Source organism: Amycolatopsis bartoniae (assembly GCF_014191255.1).
In the GTDB taxonomy this organism is placed as follows: Bacteria; Actinomycetota; Actinomycetes; order Mycobacteriales; family Pseudonocardiaceae; genus Amycolatopsis_E; species Amycolatopsis_E bartoniae.
In genome coordinates this window covers 281,768-306,179 of sequence record NZ_JACHWH010000005.1, presented here as the reverse complement: position 1 = coordinate 306,179, position 24,412 = coordinate 281,768, and the positions used below count along the sequence as shown (strand labels likewise).

20 protein-coding genes and 1 pseudogene are annotated in these 24,412 nt (G+C 71.3%); 14 read left to right on the top strand and 7 right to left on the bottom strand.

The annotated features are described in order from the left end of the window. Positions 1 to 92 precede the first annotated feature (92 nt). From FHX82_RS24960 to FHX82_RS24925, 8 genes are all read left to right on the top strand, one after another. Positions 93 to 884: an IclR family transcriptional regulator gene (locus tag FHX82_RS24960; protein WP_183176810.1), complete on the top strand. Its 792-nt coding sequence runs from the start codon at positions 93 to 95 to the stop codon at positions 882 to 884. Between the two features lie 4 nt (positions 885 to 888). Then, a complete protein-coding gene (locus tag FHX82_RS24955; RefSeq protein WP_145934589.1) occupies positions 889 to 2,085 on the top strand; it encodes a CaiB/BaiF CoA transferase family protein in 1,197 nt (398 codons plus the stop codon). Then, positions 2,082 to 2,927, top strand: coding sequence for an HpcH/HpaI aldolase/citrate lyase family protein (locus FHX82_RS24950; RefSeq protein WP_145934590.1), 846 nt, complete (start codon positions 2,082 to 2,084; stop codon positions 2,925 to 2,927). Before FHX82_RS24955 ends, FHX82_RS24950 begins: the two co-directional genes overlap by 4 nt. Next, the gene (locus tag FHX82_RS24945) at positions 2,924 to 3,736 is read left to right on the top strand and encodes a cyclase family protein (protein ID WP_145934591.1); all 813 of its coding nucleotides are present in this window, start codon (positions 2,924 to 2,926) and stop codon (positions 3,734 to 3,736) included. The genes FHX82_RS24950 and FHX82_RS24945 overlap by 4 nt, the downstream gene beginning before the upstream one ends. After that, positions 3,733 to 5,136, top strand: coding sequence for an MmgE/PrpD family protein (locus tag FHX82_RS24940; RefSeq protein ID WP_145934592.1), 1,404 nt, complete (start codon positions 3,733 to 3,735; stop codon positions 5,134 to 5,136). The genes FHX82_RS24945 and FHX82_RS24940 overlap by 4 nt, the downstream gene beginning before the upstream one ends. A gap of 19 nt (positions 5,137 to 5,155) precedes the next feature. Continuing rightward, the gene (locus tag FHX82_RS24935; protein ID WP_145934593.1) at positions 5,156 to 6,445 is read left to right on the top strand and encodes an MFS transporter; all 1,290 of its coding nucleotides are present in this window, start codon (positions 5,156 to 5,158) and stop codon (positions 6,443 to 6,445) included. A 118-nt stretch (positions 6,446 to 6,563) separates the two neighbouring features. Continuing rightward, positions 6,564 to 9,017 (top strand): WXG100 family type VII secretion target, encoded by a 2,454-nt coding sequence (locus FHX82_RS24930; protein WP_229880365.1) that lies wholly within the window; start codon positions 6,564 to 6,566, stop codon positions 9,015 to 9,017. Between the two features lie 22 nt (positions 9,018 to 9,039). Further along, positions 9,040 to 9,459, top strand: a complete 420-nt coding sequence (locus tag FHX82_RS24925; RefSeq protein WP_145934595.1) for a hypothetical protein — start codon at positions 9,040 to 9,042, stop codon at positions 9,457 to 9,459. Positions 9,460 to 9,987: 528 nt separating this feature from the next. Here FHX82_RS24925 and FHX82_RS24920 read toward each other — a convergent pair. Continuing rightward, the gene (locus FHX82_RS24920; RefSeq protein WP_145934596.1) at positions 9,988 to 12,132 is read right to left on the bottom strand and encodes an outer membrane protein assembly factor BamB family protein; all 2,145 of its coding nucleotides are present in this window, start codon (positions 12,130 to 12,132) and stop codon (positions 9,988 to 9,990) included. 193 nt (positions 12,133 to 12,325) lie between these two features. Between FHX82_RS24920 and FHX82_RS37190 the strand changes: the two genes are divergently transcribed. The 6 genes and pseudogenes from FHX82_RS37190 (at position 12,326) to FHX82_RS24900 (ending at position 16,356) form a co-directional block, all read left to right on the top strand. Beyond that, the gene (locus FHX82_RS37190; RefSeq protein ID WP_260172352.1) at positions 12,326 to 12,457 is read left to right on the top strand and encodes a hypothetical protein; all 132 of its coding nucleotides are present in this window, start codon (positions 12,326 to 12,328) and stop codon (positions 12,455 to 12,457) included. After that, a complete protein-coding gene (gene pqqC, locus FHX82_RS24915) occupies positions 12,442 to 13,131 on the top strand; it encodes a pyrroloquinoline-quinone synthase PqqC (protein WP_145934597.1) in 690 nt (229 codons plus the stop codon). The genes FHX82_RS37190 and pqqC overlap by 16 nt, the downstream gene beginning before the upstream one ends. Beyond that, a pseudogene (gene pqqD / locus FHX82_RS38065) lies at positions 13,128 to 13,358 on the top strand (pyrroloquinoline quinone biosynthesis peptide chaperone PqqD); the annotation flags it as partial. The gene pqqC and the pseudogene pqqD, both read left to right, overlap by 4 nt. Positions 13,359 to 13,430: 72 nt before the next feature. Beyond that, the gene (gene pqqE, locus FHX82_RS24910) at positions 13,431 to 14,495 is read left to right on the top strand and encodes a pyrroloquinoline quinone biosynthesis protein PqqE (protein ID WP_229880393.1); all 1,065 of its coding nucleotides are present in this window, start codon (positions 13,431 to 13,433) and stop codon (positions 14,493 to 14,495) included. After that, positions 14,492 to 15,352, top strand: coding sequence for a pyrroloquinoline quinone biosynthesis protein PqqB (gene pqqB, locus FHX82_RS24905; RefSeq protein ID WP_145934599.1), 861 nt, complete (start codon positions 14,492 to 14,494; stop codon positions 15,350 to 15,352). Before pqqE ends, pqqB begins: the two co-directional genes overlap by 4 nt. Before the next feature lie 32 nt (positions 15,353 to 15,384). Then, positions 15,385 to 16,356, top strand: coding sequence for a ThuA domain-containing protein (locus FHX82_RS24900; protein ID WP_145934600.1), 972 nt, complete (start codon positions 15,385 to 15,387; stop codon positions 16,354 to 16,356). A 53-nt stretch (positions 16,357 to 16,409) separates the two neighbouring features. Here FHX82_RS24900 and FHX82_RS24895 read toward each other — a convergent pair whose 3' ends face one another. The 6 genes from FHX82_RS24895 to FHX82_RS24870 are packed head-to-tail and all read right to left on the bottom strand — an operon-like array spanning position 16,410 to position 24,255. Further along, entirely contained in the window at positions 16,410 to 17,123 is a 714-nt protein-coding gene (locus FHX82_RS24895; RefSeq protein ID WP_145934601.1) for an ABC transporter ATP-binding protein, read from the bottom strand. Beyond that, entirely contained in the window at positions 17,120 to 18,946 is a 1,827-nt protein-coding gene (locus FHX82_RS24890; protein WP_145934602.1) for a branched-chain amino acid ABC transporter ATP-binding protein/permease, read from the bottom strand. Before FHX82_RS24890 ends, FHX82_RS24895 begins: the two co-directional genes overlap by 4 nt. Beyond that, on the bottom strand, positions 18,943 to 19,812 hold the full coding sequence (locus tag FHX82_RS24885; RefSeq protein ID WP_145934603.1) for a branched-chain amino acid ABC transporter permease: 870 nt from the start codon (positions 19,810 to 19,812) through the stop codon (positions 18,943 to 18,945). The genes FHX82_RS24890 and FHX82_RS24885 overlap by 4 nt, the downstream gene beginning before the upstream one ends. Before the next feature lie 59 nt (positions 19,813 to 19,871). Further along, positions 19,872 to 21,032, bottom strand: coding sequence for an ABC transporter substrate-binding protein (locus tag FHX82_RS24880; protein ID WP_145934604.1), 1,161 nt, complete (start codon positions 21,030 to 21,032; stop codon positions 19,872 to 19,874). Between the two features lie 17 nt (positions 21,033 to 21,049). Continuing rightward, positions 21,050 to 22,780 carry a thiamine pyrophosphate-binding protein gene (locus FHX82_RS24875; protein WP_145934605.1) on the bottom strand — a complete coding sequence of 577 codons (1,731 nt, stop codon included), beginning with the start codon at positions 22,778 to 22,780 and terminating at the stop codon, positions 21,050 to 21,052. Beyond that, the gene (locus FHX82_RS24870) at positions 22,777 to 24,255 is read right to left on the bottom strand and encodes an aldehyde dehydrogenase family protein (protein WP_183176809.1); all 1,479 of its coding nucleotides are present in this window, start codon (positions 24,253 to 24,255) and stop codon (positions 22,777 to 22,779) included. Before FHX82_RS24870 ends, FHX82_RS24875 begins: the two co-directional genes overlap by 4 nt. Positions 24,256 to 24,412: the final 157 nt, after the last annotated feature.

Sequence of the window (24,412 nt, the reverse complement as noted above, 5' to 3'; positions counted from 1 at the left end):
TGAGTTCAGGCGCTTGCATGGCTTAGGGTCGGCGGCACCGACGGAGCAGTCGAATCCGGACTGTTCCGCTGAGAGAAACGAAGGTGGAGACCTTGCCGGAACAGGTGGTGGGAACCGAGGCGGCCGCCAGGGTGGCGGACGTGCTGCTGCTGTTCACCGACGGGCCGGCCACCCTGGGCGTCTCCCGGATCAGCCGGGAGCTGGGGCTGAGCAAGGCCGTCGTCTACCGGATCCTGCAGTCGCTGGTGGCGCGCGGTCTCGTCGAGCTGGAGCCGCTGGGCCGGGAGTACCGGCTCGGGCCGGCCGCCGCCGCGCTCGGTGCCCGCGCGCTGCGGGACTCGGACCTGCGTGGCGCCTCGCTCGACGTGCTGCGCAAGCTGCGCGACGAGACCGGCGAAACGGCCACGCTGACCTCGCTGCTGCCGCAGGGCCGGCTCTACCTCGAACAGTTCGAGGGCGTGCACGAGATCAAGATGACGGTGGAGCTCGGCAGGCTGTTCCCGCTGCACGCGGGCAGCTCCGGCAAGTGCATGCTCGCCTTCCTGCCGCCCGATCAGCTGGACGAGGTGCTGCACGGCGACCTGGTGAAGCTCACCGAGCGCACGATCGTCGATCCGGAAGCGCTGGCGTCCGAACTGGACACCGTCCGCGCCCGCGGTTACGCCGTGTCCGGCGGGGAGCGGCAACCCGACGCGGCTTCGGTCGCGGCACCGGTGTTCAACGTCTCGGGGTTGCCGGTCGGCGCGATCTCCGTGTGCGGCCCGCGGTTCCGGGTCACGAACGAGTTCGTCGACCGCATCGCCCCCAAGGTCACCGAGGCCGCCGCGCTCATCTCCCGCCGGATGGGCTGGGGCACGGCGGCCCGTAGCGGAAACGAGGACTGAATCCATGACGCAGAAGCCCGCCCCCGCACTCGCCGGCCTGCGGGTGCTCGACGTCGCGACGCTGTTCGCGGGTCCGCTGGCCGCGACCCTGCTCGGCGACTTCGGTGCCGAGGTGATCAAGGTCGAGCACCCGCGCGGTGACCCGGCGCGCACGCACGGCGCGAGCAAGGACGGCGTCGGGCTGTGGTGGAAGATGCTGGCGCGCAACAAGAAGGCCGTCACGCTCTACCTCGGTTCCCCGCGCGGGCAGGAGATCTTCCGCGCGATGGTGGCCGACGCCGACGTGGTGATCGAGAACTTCCGCCCGGGCACGCTGGAGCGCTGGGGGCTCGGCTACGACGAGCTGTCGGCGATCAATCCGGGCCTGGTGCTGGCCAGGGTCACCGGCTTCGGCCAGTTCGGCCCGTACGCGAAGCGCCCCGGCTTCGGCACGCTCGCCGAGGCGATGAGCGGGTTCGCCGCGGTCACCGGCGAGCCGGACGGGCCGCCGACGCTCCCGCCGTTCGGCCTCGCCGACGGGGTCTCCGCGCTGACCACGGCGTTCGGGATCATGACGGCGCTGCGGGCGCGGGAGGCGACCGGCCGCGGCCAGGTGCTCGACCTGGCGATCATCGAGCCGATGCTCACCCTGCTCGGGCCGCAGCTGACGATGTACGACCAGCTCGGCACCCTGCAGCCACGCACCGGCAACCGGTCCACCAACAACGCGCCGCGCAACACCTACCGGTGTGCGGACGGCAGCTGGGTCGCGGTGTCCACGAGCGCGCAGTCCATCGCCGAGCGCGTGATGGACCTGGTCGGACGGCCGGATCTCGCGCGGCAGCCGTGGTTCGCCTCGGGTGCCACCCGCGCCGAGCACGCGGACGAGCTGGACGAGGCGGTCGGCGGCTGGATCGCCGAACGCTCCCGGGCGGACGTGCTCAGTGAGTTCGAGAAGGCACAGGCAGCCGTCGCGCCGATCTACACCGCCGCGGACATCCTCGCCGACCCGCAGTTCACCGCGCTCGGCAGCGTGGTGGAGCTGCCCGACGAGGAGCTGGGCTCGGTGAAGATCCAGAACGTCCCGTTCCGGCTCAGCGAGACCCCCGGCCACATCGCGAGGACGGGCCCGAAACTGGGGCAGCACACCGCGGAAGTCCTGGCGCGGTACGGCGTCGGGAAGTCCGAACTGGACAGTCTGCGTGCCGAAGGAGTGTTGTGACCGCCCAGGCCCGCAGCTGGCTCTACGTGCCCGCGCACCGGGCGGACGTCTTGCTGCCCAAGGCGATGGCCGGGGTGGCCGACGCGGTGGTGCTCGACCTGGAGGACGCCGTGCCCGCCACGGCCAAGGACGCCGCGCGCGCCGCCGCGGTGGCCGCGGCCGCCGTCGAGCAGCCGAAACCGTTGTGGGTGCGGGTGAACGCGCTCGGCTCCGAGTGGGGCCGCGCCGACCTCGCCGCGCTGGCGGGCAGCCGGGCGGCCGGTCTGCGACTGCCCAAAGTGGAGGATCCCGCCACCGTGCGCGAGGCGGCGGAGCGCACCGGGCTGCCGCTGCACGTGGTGCTGGAGTCCGCGCTCGGCGTCGAGCGCGCTTACGAGCTGGCCACCGCACACCCGCTGGTCGCCCTGCTCTCGCTCGGCGAGGCGGACCTGATGGCCGACCTGCGCGTCTCCGACCGCGACGCACTCGACTGGGCGCGCCAGCGTGTGGTCGTCGCGGCCCGTGCCGCCGGACTGCCGAGCCCGCCGCACGCCGCGTGGACCGCGGTGTCCGATGTGGACGGTCTGGTGGCGGACACCACGACCGCGAGCCGGCGCGGGTTCTTCGGTCGTTCCGTGCTGCACCCCAGCCAGCTCGAACCGGTCAACCGGCTGTTCACCCCCGGCGCGGCCGAGGTCGCCAGGGCACGGGCGTTGCTGAAGTCCCTCGCCGACCGGTCGGCCCAGGACGTCGCCGCCTGGCTCGACGAGGACGGCCGGTTCGTCGACGCCGCCGTGGTCGCGAACGCCCGCTGGCTGGTCGAACTGGCCGACACGATCTCCCACGAAAGGACGAGTTCATGACCACCGCCCTGCTCGAAGCCCTCGCCGGGGGCACCCGTACCGTCGAGCTCGGGCAGCCGCTGTTCACCGGCATGCCCTGTTCCCCCAACCATCCCGGCTTCCGCATGACGCTGGCGCGCCGCCACGGCGACATGACCAGGGCCGACGGCAGCTCGGCCGCCAACGAGGTGATCATCACCGGTGGCCACGTCGGCACCCACATCGACGCGCTCTCGCACGTGAGCTTCCAGGGCAAGCTGCACGGCGGCGTCGACGCGGCGCAGGCGCAGACCGGCGGCCGGTTCAGCGAGCTGGGCACCGACAGGATCCCGCCGCTGGTGGTGCGCGGGGTGCTGCTGGACGTCGCCGCCGTGCACGGCGTGGACACGCTCGAACCCGGCTACGGCGTCACGGAGGCGGACCTGCGTGCCGCCGCCGACCGCGCGGGTGCCGAACCGCGTGCCGGGGACGTGGCGCTGGTGCGCACCGGCTGGGCACGCAACTTCTCCGACGCCGGGCGCTACCTCGGGCACGACACGGGCGTGCCCGGGGTGACCGAGGACGCCGCCCGCTGGCTGGCGGACAAGGGAATCGTCGCGACCGGCACGGACACCACGGCGTACGAACAGATTCCCGCCGGTGCCGGGCACAGCCTGCTGCCAGTGCACCGGCTGCTGCTGGTGGAGCGCGGGATCTACATCATGGAGCACCTCAACCTGGAGGACGCCGCGGAACAGGGGCTGACCGAGTTCGTGTTCGTCGTGGCGGCGCTGCGGATCACCGGCGGCACCGGTTCGCCGATCCGTCCGTTCGCGGTGGTGGGCGCGTGACCCCGGCCCAGCGCTTCGGCGCGCTGGCGGCCGAGGTCGCCGCGAAGGGACTGCCGGGCGAGCTGCGCGACGACATGGCGGGCCGGATGGTCGACCTGCTCGGCAACTGCCTCGCCGCGGGCGGCGAGGAGCCGGGCCGCATCGTGTCGGCCGTGGTCCGGTCGTGGGGCGGCACGGAAACCGCCACCGCGATCGGCGTGGCCGAGCGGGTGCCCGCACCCTCGGCGGCGCTGGTCAACGGCACGCTCGCGCACAGCCTCGACTTCGACGACACCCACCTCCCGTCGGTGCTGCACCCGTCCTCGGCGGTGCTGCCCGCCGCGCTCGCGGTCGCTGAGGAGGTCGGCGCTTCCGGCCCGGCACTGCTCGACGCGGCCACCGTCGGCGTGGAGCTCACCTGCCGCCTCGGCATGGCCGGCTACGACGAGCAGGCCAACAACTCGGTGTTCTTCGACCGCGGCCAGCACGCGACCGCGATCTGCGGCGCCGTCGGCGCGGCCGTGGCGGCCGGCATGCTGCGCGGGCTCGACGCCGACCAGCTGACCTCGGCCATCGGCATCGCCTGCAGCATGGGCGCCGGGGTGATCGAGGCCAACCGCACCGGCGGCACCGTCAAACGCGTGCACTGCGGCTGGGCCGCGCACGCCGGAGTGGTGGCCGCCGACCTCGCCCGGCACGGGCTGACCGGGCCGCCCACCGTGCTGGAGGGCCGGTTCGGGTTCCTGCAGGCGTTCCTGGGCGACCACGTGGACCTCGACGCGCTCACCACCGGGCTCGGCGAGCACTGGGAGACGCCCGGCATCTTCTTCAAGCCCTATCCCTGCAACCACTTCACGCACGCGGGCATCGACGCGGCGCTGCGGCTGCGGGCGGCGGGCGTGCGGCCGGAGTCGATCGTCTCGCTGACCCTCGGCGTGCCCGAACCGGTGCTGCGCACCATCGGCGAGCCGCCCGAGGAGAAGGCCCGGCCGCGCTCGGGCTACCACGGCGCGTTCAGCGGACCCTTCACCGTCGCGTCGGCACTGCTCGGCGGCGGCGGGCTCGGGGTGTTCCACGAGGACTTCACCGACGAGGCGGCCCGCGACCCGCGGCGGCTGGAGCTGGCGGCGAAGGTCCGCGTCGTGGCCGACGCCGAGTGCACCGCGATCTTCCCGCGCCAGTTCCCGGCGGTGCTCACCGCGGAACTGTCCGACGGGTCGACGCGGACCGAACGTGTCCTGGCGAACCGCGGCGGCCCGGACAACCCGCTCTCACCCGACGAGCTCACCACGAAGTTCGTCCTCAACTCCGCACGGGCGCTGGAGAAGCCGCGGGCCGAACGGCTCGCGGACGCCACGTGGGGACTGCGCACGGCGGCGGACCTCCGCCCGCTCCTCGACTCGCTCACCGGTGCTCCGTAACAACCACATCGAGGTGGCCATGAGAAAGCACTTCCGCTGGGTCACGATCGCCACCATCCTGGTGCTGATCGTGATCAACTACATCGACCGCAGCGCCATCTCGTACGCGGTCGCGCCGCTGTCGAAGGCGTTCGGCATCAGCACCACCCAGTACGGGCTGATCAGCAGCGCGTTCTCGGTGGGATACCTGGTGTTCGCGCTGCTGTCCGGCCCGCTCGTGGACCGGTTCGGGCCACGGCGCGTCCTGCTCGCCGGCATGCTGATCTGGTCGGTCGCCAGCGCGATCACCCCGGTCGCGGGCGGGTTCACCGGGCTGCTGCTGATCCGCATCCTGCTCGGCGCGGGCGAGGCGCCCGCGTTCCCGGCGGCCACGCGCACCGTCAGCCGGTGGCTGCGCCAGTCCGAGCGCGGGTTCGCGCTGTCGCTCATCGGCGGCGTCGCGGTGTCGGGCAGTCTCCTGATCGGCGGGCCGATCGTCACGCAGCTGATCGACGTGGCCGGCTGGCGCGGCATGTTCTGGGTGCTGACCGGCGCGGGCCTGCTGTGGGCCGTGGCGGCGCTCGGCCTGCTGTACAACACCCCGAAGGACAACCCGCGGGTCAGCGAGGAAGAGCGCGCGTACATCGCCGCGGACCAGCGCGCGGAGGAGACCGAGGGCACGCACGGCCCGGTCGACTGGAAGCGCTTGCTGGCCAACCGGAACCTGTGGATCATCGGCGCCGGCTACTTCGCGTGGGGCTTCATGTTCTGGGGCTTCCTGTACTGGCTGCCGCAGTACCTGCAGCAGTCCTACGGCCTGAACCTCAAGCAGGTGGGCGCGTTCTCGATCGCGCCGTGGGCGGCCGGCGTCGTCGGCGCGGTCCTCGGCGGGCTCGTGGTGGACCGGGTGTACGCCCGCAACCGCCGGGTGCGCAGCCGGTTCACGGTGATCGGCGTCGCGCTGCTGCTCTCGGGTGCCTCGCTCGTTCCCGTGATCGTCGCGCCCACGCTGGTCACCGCGCTGGTGTCGATCTCGCTGGGCGTCGGCTTCGGGTTCATCACGGGCGGCATCTGGTGGGTCGCGTCCATCGACGCGGCCCCGGCGCAGCCCGCGAGCGCCGCCGGGTTCGCGGACGCGGCGTTCGCGTTGTCGGGCATCGTCGCCCCGTCGGTGATGGGCTTCATCGTGACCGGCACGGGCACCTTCACCAGCGGCTTCGTGGTGATGTGCGTGCTCGCCGTGCTCGGCGCCCTGCTGATGCTGCTCTGCACGCGGGAACCGGCCGCGAGCCGCGTTTCCGGACGCCGCGAAGTGCCTGCCTCGGACTGAGTTCCGGCGGTAGGGTCGTTCCGGGCGGCTGACCTCGGCCGCCCGGACAGGGGGCTCGGCACATGAGCGGCGGGTACACCGCGGGCACCGGCGCGATCTCGGACGCGGGGAAGTTCTGATGGCCGAGCGGACGTGGGACGAGGTCAAGGCGCTGCTGGACGACCCGGCGGTGCCGCCGGGCGACAAGACCGGCCTGATCAGCAGCTGGATCATGGCGCACCCCGGCGAGCCGGACGAGGCCGGCCGGTACGCCAGTGCCTACAACGCCAACCCGTTCGTGGCCAAGTCCGTCGACGACGCCTACGACGCCGCGAAGCGCAGCGGTGACCAGGCGTCGTACAACGACGACGCGGACAAGAAGGCCGTCGACGACGGCAAGACCCAGCTGGAGGACAAGCAGGAGCCCGCGGCCGGCGGCGGAGGCACCAGGAACTCCGACGAGATCTTCGACGCCGCCGAGCCCGCGCTGAAGGTGTTCCAGACCTTCGGGTCGCTGCTGGCGAAGCTGCCCGACGACTGCCGCGGCAACACGCGCCCGCTCGACTACGCCACCGACATCAAGAAGCGCTACGACGAGCAGCGGGGGATCGACTTCCAGGGTTTCGCCGACGACGCGGGCCACTTCAAGGCCGGCTCCCAGTCGGTGGACCAGACGGTGCAGGACACCGGAAGCGCGCTGAGCACCCTGTTCCAGAGCTGGACCGGCGGGGGCGCGGACGCGGCGTCGGACCACTACAACGAGCAGATCCAGCCCAAGGCGGTCAAGCTCTCGCAGACCCTGGAGGGCGTGAGCGAGGCCGTGGGCGCGGCGGTCACCACGGTGTTCCAGCTGTGCAAGGGCAAGGCCGACGCGGTCATCGAGATGTACACCGACCAGGTGGGCAAGGCGGACTACGCGCTGGCGCAGAAGGTCGTCGCGGTCGCCAGCGGTGAGCACGGCAGCAAGGACGACCTCGCGCAGATCGCCGGCTGGATGGACGCCAACTTCGGCACGGACCTCGTCAAGACCCTCGACGACGACGGCTGCTGCGATGACGACGACATCCAGCGCCACGGCCAGGATCTGGCCAAGCAGTGGATCCAACGGCAGTTCAACCCCGAGATGTGGGACGTGCTGTACAAGGGGTTCGACAAGCTCTGCAAGGACACCCTCGACCTGGTCGACCAGGCGTACGACGCGCTCGACAAGGTGATGGGGAAGGTGGAGAACGAGTTCGGCGACGGGGAGAGCGCGGGGAGCTTTGGAGGTTCCGGGCCGGGTTCGGGTTCCGGGACCGGGAGTTCCGGGTACAGCGGCTCGGGATCCGGTTCCGGGGCGGGGCCGGGGAGTTCCTATCCCGGTGACGGGTACGGCGGTGGTACCGGGTCCGGCTCGGGTTCGGGGGCCGGTGGTTCGGTGCCTGACCTGTCGGGGTCCGATGCGGACACACCGAGTAGTGCGGATTCGTTGGGTGGCTCTGGTTCCGGCAGTTCGGTGCCGGACCTGCCGGGGCTGGACGGCAGCGAGGACGAGCAGCTGGACCACCTGAAGGTCGAGCAGGGCGGCAAGACCTTCGAGATGACCGAGCCCGACGCCGACGGGAAGATGGACATCAAGGTCGACGACGGGTCCGGCACGCCGAAGGACTTCAAGCTCGACTGGTCCCGCGCCGCCGGTTCCGCCGCGGACGGCGCCTACGTCCCCGGCCCGGACGGCAAGATCCACATCCAGGACGGCGGCACCGAGATCACCGCCGAGCGCCCCGACGGCCCGGACGGCCCGACGGTCGTCACCGTCGACGACGGCTCCGGCACGCCGACGAAGTACACGCTGGGTGAGGGGGACGGTGCCGGGAAGTCCACTTCGGACGTTCCGGGCAGTGTGGACGCGTTCGCGAGTGGGAGCCCGTCGAGCGCGGAGCCCGCGAACCTGGACCTGCCCGAAGCCGCCGAGGCGCCGGACCTGCCGGTGTCCGGCGATGTCGAGGATCTGCCTGCCGCCGCCGAGGTGCCGGACCTGCCGGTGCCCGGCGATGTCGAGGATCTGCCCGAAGCCGCCGAGGTGCCGGACTTGCCGGTGTCTACGGATGCGGCGGATCTGCCTGCCGCCGCCGAGGTGCCGGACCTGCCGGTGTCCGGCGATGTCGAGGATCTGCCTGCCGCCGCCGAGGTGCCGGACTTGCCGGTGTCCGCGGACGCGGCAGATCTGCCGGTGTCGGGCGGGGGCGGTGGAGCCGACGTGCCGGACCTCGGTGGCGGCGGTGGCGGTACCACACCCGACCTCGTGGGGGTGGGTGAGTCCGCGCGACTGGCCACAGGTGTGCAGGTCGGTGCCGCTGTGCCGACCGCGGACGCGCCGCCCGGTGCGCAGTCCGCGGTGCCGGTCACCCCGCCGGTACAGCAGCCCGCGGGGCTGGCCGGGTTGGGTGGCCTGGGCGCGATGGGTGGTGGGCACGGCGGTGGGGGTGAGGACCAGCAGCGCAGCTCGCGGGCGTACCGCATCGACGGCGGCATCTTCGACGCGGGCGAGAAGCCGGGGCCGCGGATCATCGGTTCGCTGGACGACGACGAGAAGCCGGCCAAGCGCCGCTGAGCGGCTGCCCGGAGGAGGACGCATGGTCACCGACGAGATCCAGCAGCTGAAGGCGACGCTGGCGGGCCTGGTGCGCGAGCAGGCCGACCGGCGGGCGCTGCACCAGCGGCAGAGCGCCGTGATCAAGGCCGAGGCGCAGGAGTACATGACCAAGCAGGCCCAGGCGGCCGAGCGGTACCTCGAACACCGCCGGGAACTGGGCCGCCGCGAGGCGGGCGAGGAGGAACGCCCCGACGCGGTGCAGGAGCTGGACTTCGAGCCCGAGGGCTTCGCGGAGGAGACCGAGGCCGAAGAGGCCGTGACGCCGCAGTCGTTCGTGCAGCCGGTGGCTCCGCCGCCACCACCCCCGCCGGAACGCGCCCCGCGCCGCGCCCGCGCCCGGTCGGAGGACCCGGAGGAGGACGACGACGCCTTCCTGAACAACCGCTGGCGCGACGAGTAACACCCCGCGCGCCCCGGTGCAGAAGCGGATGCCGGATGAGGTGGAGGAGCTGGCCGGGCCGAGGGATTTCCGTCGCGTGCCCGGGTGGCTCGAGTCGCATGCGGTGGTGCCGCCGCTCGCTTCCGCCCAGGAGTGGGGCTGGGGCCCGGCGGGGGAGCTGGTTGGACCGATGGATTTCCGGCGCCTGTCCCGAGTGGCTCGACCGCCGGTCACCCCGCCTGAGATGCCGCGCCGGGCGGAGGGGCTGGCGGGCGGGTGGTCTCCGCGCGATTCCGCCATCGGTCGCCCCGGTCCCCGAGCGGCCGCCGCGCGCCCGGGTGGAACCCCGGGCGCGACGAGCCCGCTCGGGCGGATCGCGCCAGCGTGACCTGCCGCAACCGCCGCCTGGCCCATGCCGCCAAGGCGAACCCGTGCAGCACCCTTGACAGCCTCCCCACCGCTAATGAACCATCCGGTACCTAACCAGATGGTTCATTGCGACGGCGCAGCGCGGAGGTGGTCCCGATCCCTACCTCCTCGAAAAGGCCCTCAAACCACCACGATCTTTCCCGTGTTCTGGGGGTAGATCGGGTCGTTGTAGAAGAACTCGCCCTTCTGGCTGAACGTGTGCTTGAACGACTGGCCCGGCATGAGCGTGCCGGAGTCGAACTCGTACTCGAAGAACGACACGGCGCCGTGGGCGGTGGCGTTGTCCGGCGGGTTGAGGAAGGTGATCTCCGTGCCGACCGGCACCGTCAGGTTGTGCGGCGACATCGCGTTCTGCGCCACCGTGTTCTCCTGCGCGCCCGGCCTTCCCGCGGTCGCGTCCCAGATCCGCCCCAGTGTCACCGTGTAGCCGGCCGCCGCGGCGGTGACCGGTGCGGTGCGGATCTGGTTGCGCCGCGACGGGGGAGTGGGCGCCGCCACCGGGCCGACCTTTCCGCCGAGCTTGAACGCCCACAGGTGGTCGCCCTTGGGGATGTCCGGGTACGGCAAACCGTTGCCGCCCGCGAAGACCGCCAGGTACTGCTGCCCGTCGATCTCGTAGCTCACCGGGCTGGTGTGCACCCCGGCACCGCACTGGAACCGCCACAGCTCGCGGGCGTCCGTGTCGTCCATGGCGATCAGGTTGCCGTCCGGCCCGCCCTGGAACATCACTCCGCCGCCGGTGGTCAGGATTCCGTTGCCGTGCGCCAGGGACCACTCGCTGTCCTTGCTCCACACCAGCTTGTTGGTCTTCGGGTCCACTGCCGCGAGGCCGCCCGCGAAGTACTCGCCGTAGGGCCGGGCGGTGTTGACGCGCCCGCCGTTGGTGTTGGAGTACGCGGAGTTGATCAGCCCGTACCCGACGTAGATCCAGCCGGTCCCGGGGTTGAACGACACGTGCGCCCAGTCGGCGCCGCCGCCCGCGCCGGGGAAGATGATCGTCGCCCGGTCCCAGTGCGGCGTGAACAGGCCGCCGTTGGGGTAGAAGGGAACCGGCCGGGTGGCGTTGTCCAGCCTGGGTTCCTGCGGGACGAACGGATCGCCCGCCGGATATGGCTGGGTCGGCGCGGTCTTCTGCCGCGCGTCCTGCGGCACCGGCCGCTCCTCGACGCCCTGCACCGGCTTTCCGTTGGTGCGGTCCAGGATGTAGTACATCCCGACCTTGCTGCCGTACACCACCACCTTGCGCAGCTTCCCGTCGATGCGCAGGTCGGCGAGCACCGGGGCCATCACGTTGTCGTAGTCCCAGATGCAGTGGTGCACCGACTGGAAGTGCCAGCGCCGCTGGCCGGTCTTGGCGTCGATGGCGACGATGCAGTTCGCGAACAGGTTGTCGCCCGCACGCGTCGAGCCGTTGGTGCGCGGGTACGGGTTGCCGAAGGTCCAGTAGACGAGCCCCAGGTCGGGGTCCACGGCCGGATGGATCCACGGCACGGCGCCGCCGGTCTGCCAGCTGTCGCCCTCCCACGTGTCGTTGCCGAACTGGCCCGGGCCGGGCACCGCCCAGAAAGTCCACGCGATCTTGCCGGTGGCCGCGTCGAGCGCGTACGCGCGTCCTCGCGCCCCCGCGGTGCTGCCCTGCATACCGACGTAGATCAGCCCGTCCCAGTACACGATCGCGCCGGCGAGGGTGCCCGTCGCGCCGCCGCACTGGCCGTTCGCGGGATCGCACGGCTCGGGCGTGCCCTGCGTCGGGTCCTCGGTCAGCAGCTGCGTCTTCCACACCACCGCGCCGGTTTTCTGGTCCAGCGCGTACACGATGTTCGCGCCGGACGTCGAAAACACCTTGCCCTGGCCCAGTGCGACGCCGCGCATGTTCGTCTTGTTCGAGCCGACGTTCGTCTTCCACCGGACCGCGCCGGTCCTGCCGTCGACCGCGAACACGTTCTGCTGCGTGGTCTGGACGTAGAGCACGCCGTCCTGCGCGACGATCGTGCTCTGCTGCGCGCTGGAGGTGTCCCCGCCTTCGAGGTTGACGTGCCAGGCGCCACCGAGGCGGTCCACCGTGCGCCGGTTGATCTGGTCCAGCGGCGTGTGGTTCTGGTTGCCCAGGTCGCCGCCGACCTTCGGGAAGTCCTTGCCGGGATGGGCGAAGGAGTCCGGCTGCCGCGGCGTGGCGACGGCCGCCGCCGCGGCGGGCCGGGCGCCGAGCACCGTCCCCGCCACCGTGGCTCCCGCCGCACCGCTCAGGAATTTGCGTCGATCCATCGATGCGCCCTCTCTACGTTGAGGAGGTCCACCTGGTGGTCCAGACGGTCCGTTCGACGGTCGAGCTTAAATCCTCGCGGCCCCGGCTCACAAGAGCGTTCGCCTCTTGTTCCGGTCGGGGCAGCGAGGTACCTTCGGAACACCAGGCGGTCCGACTGGTCCGCTACGTGGTTCTCGTCGAAAGGACTTCCGCATGGAAACCCTGGTGCCCCAGGAGATCGCCGTCGACCGTCCACTGTGGTCGGAGCCCGTGGCCGAATGCTACGAGACCCGGCCCGAGGTCACGGCGTACGCCGGTGAGAGCGGGCCGTGGCAGGCCCGCTGAGCCGGGCCGAACTGACCGACGCCCTGCTCGGCCTGGAAAAGCGCTACTGGGCGCACCACCCGTTCCACCTCCGGCTGCACGAGGGCGGTTGCGAGCCGGCCGACCTGCGCCGGTGGGTGGCCAACCGCTGGTACTACCAGAAGTGCCTGCCGCAGAAGAACGCCGCGATCGTGGCGGCGTGCCCGCTGCCGGAGGTCCGCCGCGGGTGGCTGGAGCGCATCTCCTTCCACGACGGGGAACGCGAGGGCGAGGGCGGGATGGCGCAGTGGCTGCGCCTGGCGGAGGCGGTCGGGCTGAGCACGGCGGAGGTGCTCGACGAACGGCACGTCCTGCCCGGCGTGCGGTTCGCCGTCGACGGCTACCTGGACTTCTGCCGCACCAGGCCGTGGATCGAAGGCGTCGCGGCCGCGCTGACCGAGCTGTTCTCGCCCGGCCACATGACCGACCGCGTCAACGCCTGGCGCAAGCACTACGGCTGGATCGAGCCGGCGGGTTTCGCGTATTTCGACCGCCGGATTCCTGCGGCGCGCCAAGACAGCGCTTTCACGCTCAAGCTCGTGCTCGACCACTGCACCACCCGCGCGGAGCAGGACGCGGCGATCCGGGCCCTGTCGTTCAAGTGTGACGTGCTGTGGGCGGTGCTCGACGCGGTGGACTACGCGAGGCGCGCATGAGCGGGCCAGGGTTGCGGCGCGGCGTCCGGCTGGAGTTCGACGCCGTCCGCGGGCGGCCGGTGCTGCTGTATCCGGAAGGCGTGCTGCTGCTGAACGAAACCGCGGCCGCGGTCGTGTCCCGTTGCGACACTCGCCGTACCGCGGCGGAGATCGCGGCCGATCTCGCCGAGGTCTACGCCGGGGTGACCGCCGAGTCGGTGGTCCGCATCCTGGCCGACCTGGAAAAGCGCAAACTCGTGGAGACGGGTCCGGACGTCGTCGCCGCGGCAGCTGTCTCAAGTAGAGAGTCCACACGGGACATCAGCGCGCCGGTGCCACTGGGGCTGCTCGCCGAGTTGACCTATCGCTGTCCCCTCCAGTGCGGCTACTGCGCGAATCCGCTCAACCTCACCGACTACCGTGACGAGCTCGACACCCGCGCGTGGCTGGACGTGTTCGAGCAGGCCCGCGAGCTGGGTGTGCTGCAGCTGCACCTGTCGGGCGGGGAGCCGGGCCTGCGCCGCGATCTGATCGAGCTGGTCGCCGCGGCGCACCGGCTCGGGCTCTACACGAACCTGGTCAGCAGCGGGATTTCGCTCAACAGCACCAGGATCGCTCAGCTCGCCGAGGCGGGACTGGACCACTTCCAACTGTCTATTCAGGACGCCGAGGCGGGAAACGCCGACCGGATCGCCGGGCGGCGCGCGCACGGCCGCAAGCTCGCCGTCGCGGAGGCCGTGCGAGCGGCGGGCCTGCCCCTGACAATCAACGTGGTGCTACACCGCGAGAACGTCGACCACGTGCCCGCGATCGCCGACCTCGCCGCGCTCCTGGGCGCGGACCGGCTGGAGCTGGCGCACACCCAGTTCTACGGCTGGGCCCTGCGCAACCGCTCGGCGCTGCTACCCACCCGTGAGCAGGTCGAGCGGGCGAACGCGGACGTCGCGCGCGCCCGGCAGCGGCACCGGTTCGAGATCGTGCACGTGGCCGCCGACTACTACGACCCGCGCCCGAAACCGTGCAACTACGGCTGGGGCGCGCGGCAGCTCACGGTGACGCCGAACGGGCACGTGCTGCCGTGTCTCGCGGCGGAAACCCTGCCGGGGCTGGAAATCCCCTCGGTGCGGACGGGAACGCTGCGGGAGATCTGGTACGACTCGCCCGCGTTCCGCCGGTTCCGCGGCACCGACTGGCTGCCCGACCCGTGCCACAGCTGCGCGCTCAGGGAAATCGACTTCGGCGGCTGCCGTTGCCAGGCGTTCCAGCTGACGGGGGACGCGGCCGCGACCGATCCGGTGTGCGAGCTGTCGGAGCACCACCAGGTCGTGCTCGACGGGGTCGCGGACGTCCGGCCGCGGCCCGTCGTTCCCCGGCGGATGCCATGAAGGTCCGCTTTCTGGGCACCGCCGCCGGTGGTGGCGCTCCTCAGTGGAACTGCGGCTGCGCGGTGTGCGACCGTGCGCGGACGGCCGGCGTCTCCCGTACGCAGGACTGCCTGGCGGTCAGTGGCGACGGCAGCGCCTGGTACCTCGTCAACGCGTCCCCGGACCTGCGCACCCAGCTCCTGGCGAGCCCCGAGCTGCGGCCGCCGCCAGGGACGCGGGACACCCCGATCCGGGGCGTCCTGTTCACCAGCGCCGAGCTGGACCACACCCTCGGTCTGCTCAGCCTGCGGGAGACCGGCGGGATCGACGTCTACGCGACCGCGTGGGTGCATCACGCCCTGAAGCACGCGTTCCCGGTCGAAGCCGCGCTGGCCGGATACACCGAGGTCCGTGAACACCGGGTGCGCGGCGGCGAGCCGTTCGAGCTCGCGGGCGGACTCCGTGTCGTACCCACGGTTCTGAGCGACAAGCGGCCGAGGTACGCGAAACGGATGAAGCCGGGGGAGTGGGTCTGCGCCTACCGGTTCGAGTCCGCGGCGGGCGTTTTCGTCTACGCTCCCGGCCTGTCCCGCTGGTCCGCGGAGTTCGGAAAGGCCATCGCCGGCGCGGATGTCGTCGCGCTGGACGGCACCTTCCTCACCGAGGACGAGATGGGCCCGGCGCGCCCGGCGTCGGGCATGGGGCACCTCGCTATCCGGGACGTGCTCCCACTGCTGGCGGCGGAACCGGGGCCGCGGTACCTGTTCACCCACCTCAACAACACGAACCCCCTCGTCCTGCCCGGTGCGCCGGAGCTGGCCGAGCTGGCCGCGGTGAACGCCGCCGTGGCCGCCGACGGGCACCTGCTCGAACTCTGACCCTTCCCTTCCCCGAAAGGATGGAACCTGCGATGAGAAAATCAACAACGGTGTTGACCGCGGTCGCGAGTGCCGCGGCCGCGGCGGCGACCACGCTCCTGGCACTGGGAGTCCCGGCCTCGGCGCACGACAACGGCGGCGGCCACCCGGGCGCGACGAACCTGGGCGACCCGGAGTACGGCGTGTGCCGGGGCCTGGACCCGAACTGCTACCACAGCTGGGGCAACTTCGACCTGTCGAAGGGCCTGAAGGTGCTCGTCTACTCGCGCACGGCGGGCCCGCGCCACGCGAACCTCGGCCCGGCGCTCGCTCCCGGCATGAACCCTCCGCTGACCGCGGCGAACGTGGCGCAGAACGCGATGATCAGGTTGGGGCAGCAGAACGGGTTCGCGGTGGACTGGACGGAGGACGTCACCCAGCTCGCCAGCCCGAACACACTGTTCAGGTACAACGCGGTGATCTTCCTCAGTACCACGCGCGACGCCCTCGATGACAGCGCCCAGACCTCGCTGCGGCAGTACATCAGGGGTGGTGGCGGTTTCGTGGGGATCCACAACGCTTTCGGCACTGAGTACAACTGGCCGTGGTACGAAGGACTGCTGGGCGGGGCGAACTACTACGATCACGGACCGGCGCAGACGGGCACCGTGCAGACGGTCGACCGCAACGACGTGTCGACGAAGGGCCTGCCGAACCGCTGGAACTTCACGGACGAGTGGTACAACCTGGTCCCGTTCCCGACGGATGTTCGCTTCCTCGCGAAGGTCGACGAAAAGACCCTCCCGAACGGCGCGAAGGGCTCCATGGGCCACCCCGGCCACGGCGACAACCACCCGGTGGCGTGGTGCCAGTACTACGACGGCGGCCGTTCCTGGGTGACCACACTGGGCCACGAGGACTGGGCCTACACCAACACCACCACGAACGACGGTGCGGCGTACTTCCAGCAACTCATCGTGCACGGGATCAAATCCGCGGCAGGAGCAGAACCGTTCTGCAAGTAACAACCAGAACGACGGCCTCCGGCTCCACTGGAACCGGGGGCCGCCACAAAACCTCACAACCCCAAATACACCTGCCGAACCAACGGGTCCCGGCTCAGCTGCGCCGACTCCCCGGCCATCACCACCCGCCCGTTCTCCATCACCAGACACCGCTCCGTGGCCTCGAAGGTCAGCTTCGCGTTCTGCTCCACCAGCAACAACCCCAGCCCCGCCTCCGACAACCGCTGCAGGATCGACAGCACCTCCTCCACCAGCCGAGGCGACAATCCCATCGACGGCTCGTCCAGCAGCACCAGCCGGGGTTCCGACATCAGCGCCCGCCCGATGGCCAGCATCTGCTGCTGCCCGCCGGACAGCGCCCCGGCCAGGCGGTGCCGCATGTCCCCGAGCACCGGGAACATGTCGTACACCTCGCGCAACGTCTGCTGGGTCTTCCCCTTCCACGACCGCAGATACGCGCCGAGCAGCAGGTTCTTCTCCACCGTCAGCCCGGCGAACACGTGCCTGCCCTCGGGCACGTACCCGATGCCGTGGCGCACCACGTCCTTCGGCTTCACCTTCGTCAGGTCCACGGAACCCAGCCGCAGCCCGCCCACCGAGCGTGGCACCAGACCCATCAGGGCCTTGAGCGTGGACGTCTTGCCGGCGCCGTTCGCGCCGATGATGCCCACGCGGCGCCCGGCGCCGACGCTGAAGCCGACCGAGTCGACCGCGCGGACGCCGCCGTAGTGCACGGACAGGTCGTCGACCACGAGATCTCCGCTCACGGTGCCACCTCCTCTTCCACCGCCCGCACGACCTCCGCCGCGTCGAACGAGTCGCCCAGGTACGCCTCGATGACCTCCGGCCGCACCGCGACCTCCGCCGGGGTGCCCTCGGCGATCACGCCGCCGCTGGCGAGCACGGTCACCCGGTCGCACAACGACATCACCAGGCCCATGTTGTGCTCGATGAGCACCACCGTGACGCCACTGTCGCGAATGGACCGCACGATCTCCTGCAGCTGGCCGACCTCCTGGCCGTTCAGCCCCGCCGCGGGCTCGTCGAGCAGCAGCAGCGCCGGCTTCGCCGCCATCGCCCGCGCCAGCTCGACGCGGCGCTGGATGCCGTAGGGCAGTGACTTCGGTGCCGCACCGGCGAAATCGCGCAGCCCGAACCGGTCGAGCAGCTCCGCGGCCTCCCGCCGCAGCACGCGTTCGTGCCGCCAGACGCCGACCGGCCACAGCACGTACCGCCACAGCGAACGCATCGGCGAGCGGTCGAGCGCGACGAGCAGGTTCTCCTCCACCGTCAGCTGCCCGAACAACCGCAGGTTCTGGAACGTGCGCGCCAGCCCGAGGTGCGACAGCTGGTAGGGGCGCCGCCCGGTGAGCACGCGCTCGCCGAACGACGCCGTGCCGCCCGTCGCCGGGTAGATCCCGCTGATCACGTTGAACAACGTCGTCTTGCCGGAACCGTTCGGGCCGACGATGCCCCGGATCTCGCCCGGCGCGACGGACAGCGACACCCCGTCGAGCGCCCGCAGCCCGCGGAACTGCTTGGTGATCTCCGAGATCTCCAGCGCCCCGCCCGCGACCGTCCGCTCGGTGCCGTAGGGCCGGAACGCCCCCAGCACGGCCCGCTCGCCGGTCTTCCGGCGCCGGAGAACGCCGAGGATCCGGCCGGGCAGCCCGGCGAGTCCGGTCGGCGCGAACACGACCATCAGCACCACGACCGCGCCGTAGCCGAGCTGCGCGTACACCGAGAAGTCGGACAGCGCCTCGCGCACCAGCGACAGCACGATCGCGCCGACCACGCAGCCGACGATGCTGTGGCGGCCCCCGATGATCACCATCGCGAGCAGCAGGAACATGTTCGCGACGCTGAACGTCTCGGGCGCGATGTAGTGGATCAGCCCCGCGTAGAGCACCCCGGCCGCGCCGCCGTAGACGCTCGCGGCGAGGAACGCGGTCATCCGCAGCACGGGCACCGGCGCGCCGACCGCCCCGGCGGCCAGCGGGTCGTCCCGCATCGCCCGCAGCCGCCTGCCCAGCGCGGTGCGCACCAGGAACACCGCGAACGCCACGGCCAGCGCGAAGACGATCAGTTCGAGGTAGTAGTAGAGGTACTCGTTCGACAGGTCGACGCCGAACAGCGGCGGCACCGGGATCCCGCTGATGCCTTCCGCGCCACCGGCGATTCCCGCGTTGGTGACCCAGTTCGTGAACGCGAGCGCGAGTCCGAGGGTGACGATGCCGAGATAGTGCGACTGCACGCGCAGCGCGGGAATGCCGACGAACAGCCCGGCGAGCGCGGTCGCCAGCATCGCCAGCACGGCCGAGACCCAGAAGCCCAGCCCGGACGAGGTGGTGAAGATGGCCAGCGCGTAGGAGCCGATGCCGAAGAACGCCACCTGGGCGAGGTTGATCTGCCCGGCCACGCCCATCGCGAGCCCGAGCCCGACGGCCAGCAACGCGAACACGACCGCGATATTGAGTACGTGGATGCCGTAGGTGTCCAGCCCGTAGGGCAGGAACCACGCGACGACGGCGACCACGGCCACCGCGAGCACCTTGGTACCGAGAAACCTGTTGCGCAGCAAGAGGTTCATGCCCGGTTCACCGTCCGCTCGCCGAAGAACCCGGTGGGCCGCACCATCACGATGACGGTGAACACGAGGAACACCACCAGGTCCGAGTAGCCCTGGAACTGCCCGGACGCGAACGAGTCGAGCACGCCGATGACGAGCCCGCCGACGATCGCGCCGGTGATGTTGCCGAAGCCGCCGAGGATCGCGGCCGCGAAGCCCTTGATGCCCAGCGTCCCGCCGAGCGTGGGGCTGACGTAGAGCAGCGGGCCGACCAGCCCGCCCGCGAGGGCGGCGAGCCCGGCGCCGACCGCGAACGCGATCGCGTTGCTGCGCCCGACGTGGATGCCGACGGCGGTCGCGGCCTCGTGGTCCATCGCCACCGCCTGCATCGCCGCACCGCGTTTCGTGCGCTGCAGGAACAACAACAGCAGCACGGTCGCGACGGCCGCGATGCCCAGCACGACGAGGCTGTAGGTGCGGATGCGCACGCCGAACACGTCCAGCGGCTCGGTGCCGACCGGGGTGGGCACGGCGCGGCCGGTGGCGCCCCAGATGATGGTGGCGAGCGACTCCAGCACCACGCCGAAGCCGATCGTGCCGATCAGCATGAGGTCGAAGTCCTTGTTCTCCAAGGGCCGCAGCACGCGTTCCATCACCAGCGCGATCAGCCCGGTGACGAGCATCGCCACCACGATCGCCAGGATGAACGGCAGCTTCGAGGACATGTAGAAGGTCGACGCCGCGTACGCCCCGACCATCACCACCTGGCCGTGGGCGAAGTTCACCAGGCCCATGGTGCGGTAGACGATCGAGAAGCCCATCGCGACGAGGGCGTAGACGGCACCGAAACTCAGCCCGCCGACGAGGGTCTGGAGGAAAACCTGCATGAGATTCCCTTCTGCCACGAGGGGCCGCGCACGACGGCGCGGCCCCTTCGGAAGGCGGGTCAGCCGGCGGAGGCCGCCACGAGCTTGCCGCCGGTGATGACGCCGATCGAGGTGGCGTGGATACCGACGCCGGTCTGGTCGAAGTCGAAGCTGCCGAGCAGGCCGGCGTACTTCGTGGCGCGGATGGCGTCGGCCAGCTGCTGCCCGGTCGCGCCGTTCGAGTTCTTCAGCGCGGTCAGGAAGATGCTGGTGCCGTCGTAGGCCTTGGCGCCGTGCAGCTCGGCGTCCTCGTTGTACGCGGCCTTGTACGCCTGGGCGAACGCCCGTGACGCGTCGTTGGCGTCGTTGCTCAGGTACGGGCTGCTCACCACGGTGCCCTCGGCGTTCTGCGCCCCCGCCGTGGACAGGTACACGGTCGTGCCCATCGGGGCGGCGCCCGCGACCGTCGCGGTGAGCCCGAGCTCGCGGGCCTGCTTGACGATCAACCCGGCCTCGACCTCCTCGGTGCCGACGAACAGCACCTGCGGGTTCTTCTGCCGGATCGAGGTGAGCGCGGCGCTGAAGTCCTTCTGGTCGGTGGTCACCACCTGGTCGTCCACCGGCCGCACGCCGCGGTCGGCCAGTGCCTTGCCGAACGCGTCGTGCTCGCCCTTGCCGTAGGAGCCGTTGTTGCTGATGAACGCGATGCTCTTCAGCCCCTTCTGGTCGACGAGGTACTTCGCGAGCGTCTCGTCGTAGGTGGTGCTGGTGGGGCCGTTGAGGAACTGGAACGGGCTCTTCACCGCGGTGATCGACGGCGACTGCCCGGAGGTGATGCTCGGGATCTTCGACTGCTGCAGCACCGGCGCCATCGCGACGGTGACCGCGCTCTCCGCGGTGCCGATCATGGCGACGTAGCCCTCGCTGGCGATCTTGCGCGCCAGGTTGGTGCCCACCGTGGGGTCGCCGGTGTCGTCGAACACGTCCAGCTGGATCTGGCGGCCGTTGACGCCGCCCTTGGCGTTCCACTGATCGACGGCCAGCTTCGCGCCCTTGTACTCCCACGCGCCGAGCGAGGACAGCTGGCCGCTCTGCGCGTCGACCACCGCGATCTTGATCGGGCCGCTGGTGTCCGCGGTCGAGGACGACGAGCCGCCGGGTGCGCTGCACGCGGCGCTCGCGCCCAGTGCCAGCAGTGCCGTCGTGGACGCCAGCAGGCGCCCGAGGCCGAGACGGGTCATGATTCCACTCCGTTGTGTCAGTCGAAGACGCCTTGGTAGATGTCGTTGATGTTCCAGTGCCCCGGGGTCGGCACCGGTTCGTTCACCATCGGGACGTCGAGCACCGCCGGTCGGCGGTTCGCGATCGCCTCGCGCAGCGCGGTGACGAGCCCTTCCGGGCTCTCGACGAGGTAGCCGTCGGCGCCGCAGGCACGGCCGAAGGCCGCGAAGTCGGGGGACGAGGGGTTGCCGTCGCGGTCGCGGAACTCGCAGCCGAAGCTCCGCCCGAAGTTGTGGGCCTGCAGATCCGCGATAGTGCCGTGGGCGCGGTTGTTCATCACCACGAACAGCACGGGCAGTCCCTGTTCGACGGCGAGCGGGACTGCGGGCAGCTGCGCGCTCATGCCACCGTCGCCGACGAGCGCCACCACCACCTTCTCCGGCTGGGCGAGCTGCACGCCGACCGCGGCCGCGGGCCCGAAGCCCATGGTGGAGGCGCCGCCGGGGGTGATGAACCGGCCGTCTTCGGGCAGGTCGTAGCACTGCGCCACGCCGTTCTTGTTCCAGCCGACGTCGGTCACGAGGACCGCGTCGGACGGGAGCGTGGTGCGCAGGTCCGCCAGGATCCGTTCCGGGCGCAGCGGGAAGTCCGTGCTGCGGCCGCGTTCCTGGCTCGCGGCGAACAGCTCGCCGCGGGCGGTGGTGATCTGCTCGCGCAGCCCGGGCCGTTCGACCGGCGCGAGCTGCTTCACGGCGGCCGCGATCGCCGGAACCGCGGAGCTGACGTCCGCGACCGCGCCGATCTCGACGGGGTAGTTGCGCCCGATCTCGGCCGCGTCGATGTCGATCTGGATCAGCCGCCCCGGCGGGAAGGCCCAGGTGTACTCGGGGTTCCACGAGCTGGAGTCGGTCTCGGCGAAGCGGGTCGCGAGGGCGAGGACGACGTCGGCCTTGCGGGTGTAGGAGTTCGTCAGCGCCAGGCCCCAGAACCCGGTCATGCCCATCAGCAGCGGGTGCCGGTCGGGCAGCGTGCCCTTGGCCATCAGCGAGTGCGCCACCGGGATGTCGAGGTGCTCGACGAGGTCGAGCAGCGCCGCCCGGCCCTCGCCGGTCCGCAGCCCGCCGCCGACGTAGACCAGCGGGTTCTCCGCGCCGGCCAGCGCCTCCGCGATCCGACGTGCGTCCACATCGGACAGTGCTGGGGTCGCGACGTGTTGCACGAGCGGGTGTTCGGTGATCGGGATCTGCCGGTTGAAGTGGTCCATCGGCACGTTGAGCAGCACCGCGCCGGGACGCCCCGAGGTGGCGGTCCAGAACGCGCGCTCGGTGAAGCGCGTCAGGTCCTCCGCGCGGTGCACGTGCCACGCCCGCTTCACGAACGGCCGGTAGATCGCCGTCTGGTCGGCGTCGGCGTGCAGGTTCACCTCCTGGTGGGGGTGGCGGCCGGAGTAGTAGGAGGGGATGTCGCCGGAGATCGCGACCAGCGGCACCGAGTCGAGCGCGGCGGTGGCGACGCCGGTGACGGCGTTCATCATGCCGGGACCGACGTGCACCAGCAGGACGCCCGGTTTGCCCGTCGCGCGGGCGTACCCGTCGGCGGCGTGCGCGGCGGTCTGCTCGTGGCGGGCCATCACGAACTCGATGCCGCTGCGGCCCAGCGCGTCCAGCAACGCGATGTTGGTGTGCCCGCAGAGCCCGAAGACGTACTCGACGCCGTAGGACTCCAGCTGCCGCACCAGCGCGTCGGCGGCGGTGATGGTGTTGGTCATCGGTCACCCCAGATCGAGAGGCCGCGGAGGATGAGGGTCTTGACGACCGTGTAGTCGTCGATCATGTGGGCGGGCGACTCGCGGCCGAAGCCGGAGTCCTTGACCCCGCCGAAGGGCACGTGGTCGAGCCGGTAGTTCGACGAGCCGTTCACCACCAGCCCGCCGACCTGCAGCTCGCGCCAGAGCCGGACGATCGTGCGGACGTCGTGAGTGAACGCGCCGGCCTGCAGGCCGAACCGGCTGGCGTTGCACGCCGCGATCACCGCGTCCACGTCGTCGAAGGGCAGGACAGCGACGAGCGCGCCGAACACCTCCTCGACCACGAGCGTCGCGTCGGGCGCCGGGTCGGCCACGATGGTCGGGCACAACGTCGCGCCGTCGCGGGTGCCGCCGGTGACGACGCGCGCGCCGCCCGCGACCGCTTCGGCCGTCCACTTCTCCACCCGCGCGGCGGCCGCTTCGTCCACCATCGACCCGACATCGGTGGCAGGGTCGAGCGGATCGCCGACCTCGAGCGCCTCGACCTCGGTGCGGAAGGCCGCCAGGAACTCGTCGAAGCGGCTCCGGTGCACGTACACCCGCTGCACGGAGATGCAGCTCTGGCCGGAGTTGCTGTAACCGGTGCGTGCGCAGGTCTTCGCGGCGAGCGCGACGTCCGCGTCCGCGCACACCAGAGTCGCCGCGTTGCCGCCCAGTTCGAGCACCAGCCGCTTGGCTCCGGCAGCGCGGGCGACGGCGTGCCCGGTCTCCGCGCTCCCGGTGAAGCTGATGACGCTGACCTCGCGGGCCGCGCACAGCGCCGCGCCGACCTCACCGCCGCCGTGCAGCAGCTGCACCGCTTCCGGCGGCAGGCCCGCCTCCAGCAGCAGCGCGACGACGGCCGCGGTGGTCGCGGGAGCCTGCGGGGGAGCCTTGACCAGTGTCGTGTTGCCCGCCGCGAAGGACGCGCCGAGCTTGTGTGCCAGCAGGTTCGCGGGGGCGTTGAACGGGGTGATCGCGAGCGCGACCCCGGCCGGGGCGCGGTAGGTCATGGCCGTGTTGCCGATCCCGCGTGCCCAGCCCGCGACGGGCAGGGTGTCGCCGCCGATGTGCCTCGTCTCCCCGGCGCAGACGGCGAAGGTGTCGGCGACGCGGTCCAGCTCGGCGCGGCCGTCCTTGACCGGCTTGCCCAGCTCCAGTGCGATGAGGCGGGCGACGTCGTCACGGCGTTCGGTCGCCAGGCGCGCGGCGCGCTCCAGGATCGTCGCGCGCGTCGCCGGGGCGAGGCGCGCCACCGCGGCCGCGCTCTCGCCCGCGAACCGCGCCGCCTGCCGCACCTGCTCTTCGCCCGCCGTGAACGACCGGCTGACCACGCGGCGGACGTAGGGCCCCACGCGTTCGGCGGGCGAGCCGTCGCGGGACCACCGCCCGGCGACGAACGCGGGGGCTTCGACCGGATCGGCGGATCTCGCGGCTTCGAGGATGTGCTCCAGCACCGCCACACTCCCTTGTGAACCATCAAACGGTACATCTGGACCGCTGTACGGACTCCGTGTAACGTACGGTCCGCCGCCCGCCGCTGGCAAGGGTTCGGGCCGAAGAAGTTACCAACTGGTCCATTGGCGGTTCCGGCAGCGGAACCGGGGTGGGAAG

Coding starts and splice junctions, on each gene's coding strand:
- FHX82_RS24945 (WP_145934591.1), top strand. CDS start 2,924: ATGACCACCGCCCTGCTCGAAGCCCTCGCCGGGGGCACCCGTACCGTC.
- FHX82_RS24880 (WP_145934604.1), bottom strand. CDS start 21,032: ATGACCCGTCTCGGCCTCGGGCGCCTGCTGGCGTCCACGACGGCACTG.
- FHX82_RS24930 (WP_229880365.1), top strand. CDS start 6,564: ATGGCCGAGCGGACGTGGGACGAGGTCAAGGCGCTGCTGGACGACCCG.
- FHX82_RS24875 (WP_145934605.1), bottom strand. CDS start 22,780: ATGACCAACACCATCACCGCCGCCGACGCGCTGGTGCGGCAGCTGGAG.
- FHX82_RS24900 (WP_145934600.1), top strand. CDS start 15,385: ATGAGAAAATCAACAACGGTGTTGACCGCGGTCGCGAGTGCCGCGGCC.
- FHX82_RS24955 (WP_145934589.1), top strand. CDS start 889: ATGACGCAGAAGCCCGCCCCCGCACTCGCCGGCCTGCGGGTGCTCGAC.
- FHX82_RS24920 (WP_145934596.1), bottom strand. CDS start 12,132: ATGGATCGACGCAAATTCCTGAGCGGTGCGGCGGGAGCCACGGTGGCG.
- FHX82_RS37190 (WP_260172352.1), top strand. CDS start 12,326: ATGGAAACCCTGGTGCCCCAGGAGATCGCCGTCGACCGTCCACTGTGG.
- FHX82_RS24890 (WP_145934602.1), bottom strand. CDS start 18,946: ATGAACCTCTTGCTGCGCAACAGGTTTCTCGGTACCAAGGTGCTCGCG.
- pqqB (WP_145934599.1), top strand. CDS start 14,492: ATGAAGGTCCGCTTTCTGGGCACCGCCGCCGGTGGTGGCGCTCCTCAG.
- FHX82_RS24935 (WP_145934593.1), top strand. CDS start 5,156: ATGAGAAAGCACTTCCGCTGGGTCACGATCGCCACCATCCTGGTGCTG.
- FHX82_RS24925 (WP_145934595.1), top strand. CDS start 9,040: ATGGTCACCGACGAGATCCAGCAGCTGAAGGCGACGCTGGCGGGCCTG.
- FHX82_RS24885 (WP_145934603.1), bottom strand. CDS start 19,812: ATGCAGGTTTTCCTCCAGACCCTCGTCGGCGGGCTGAGTTTCGGTGCC.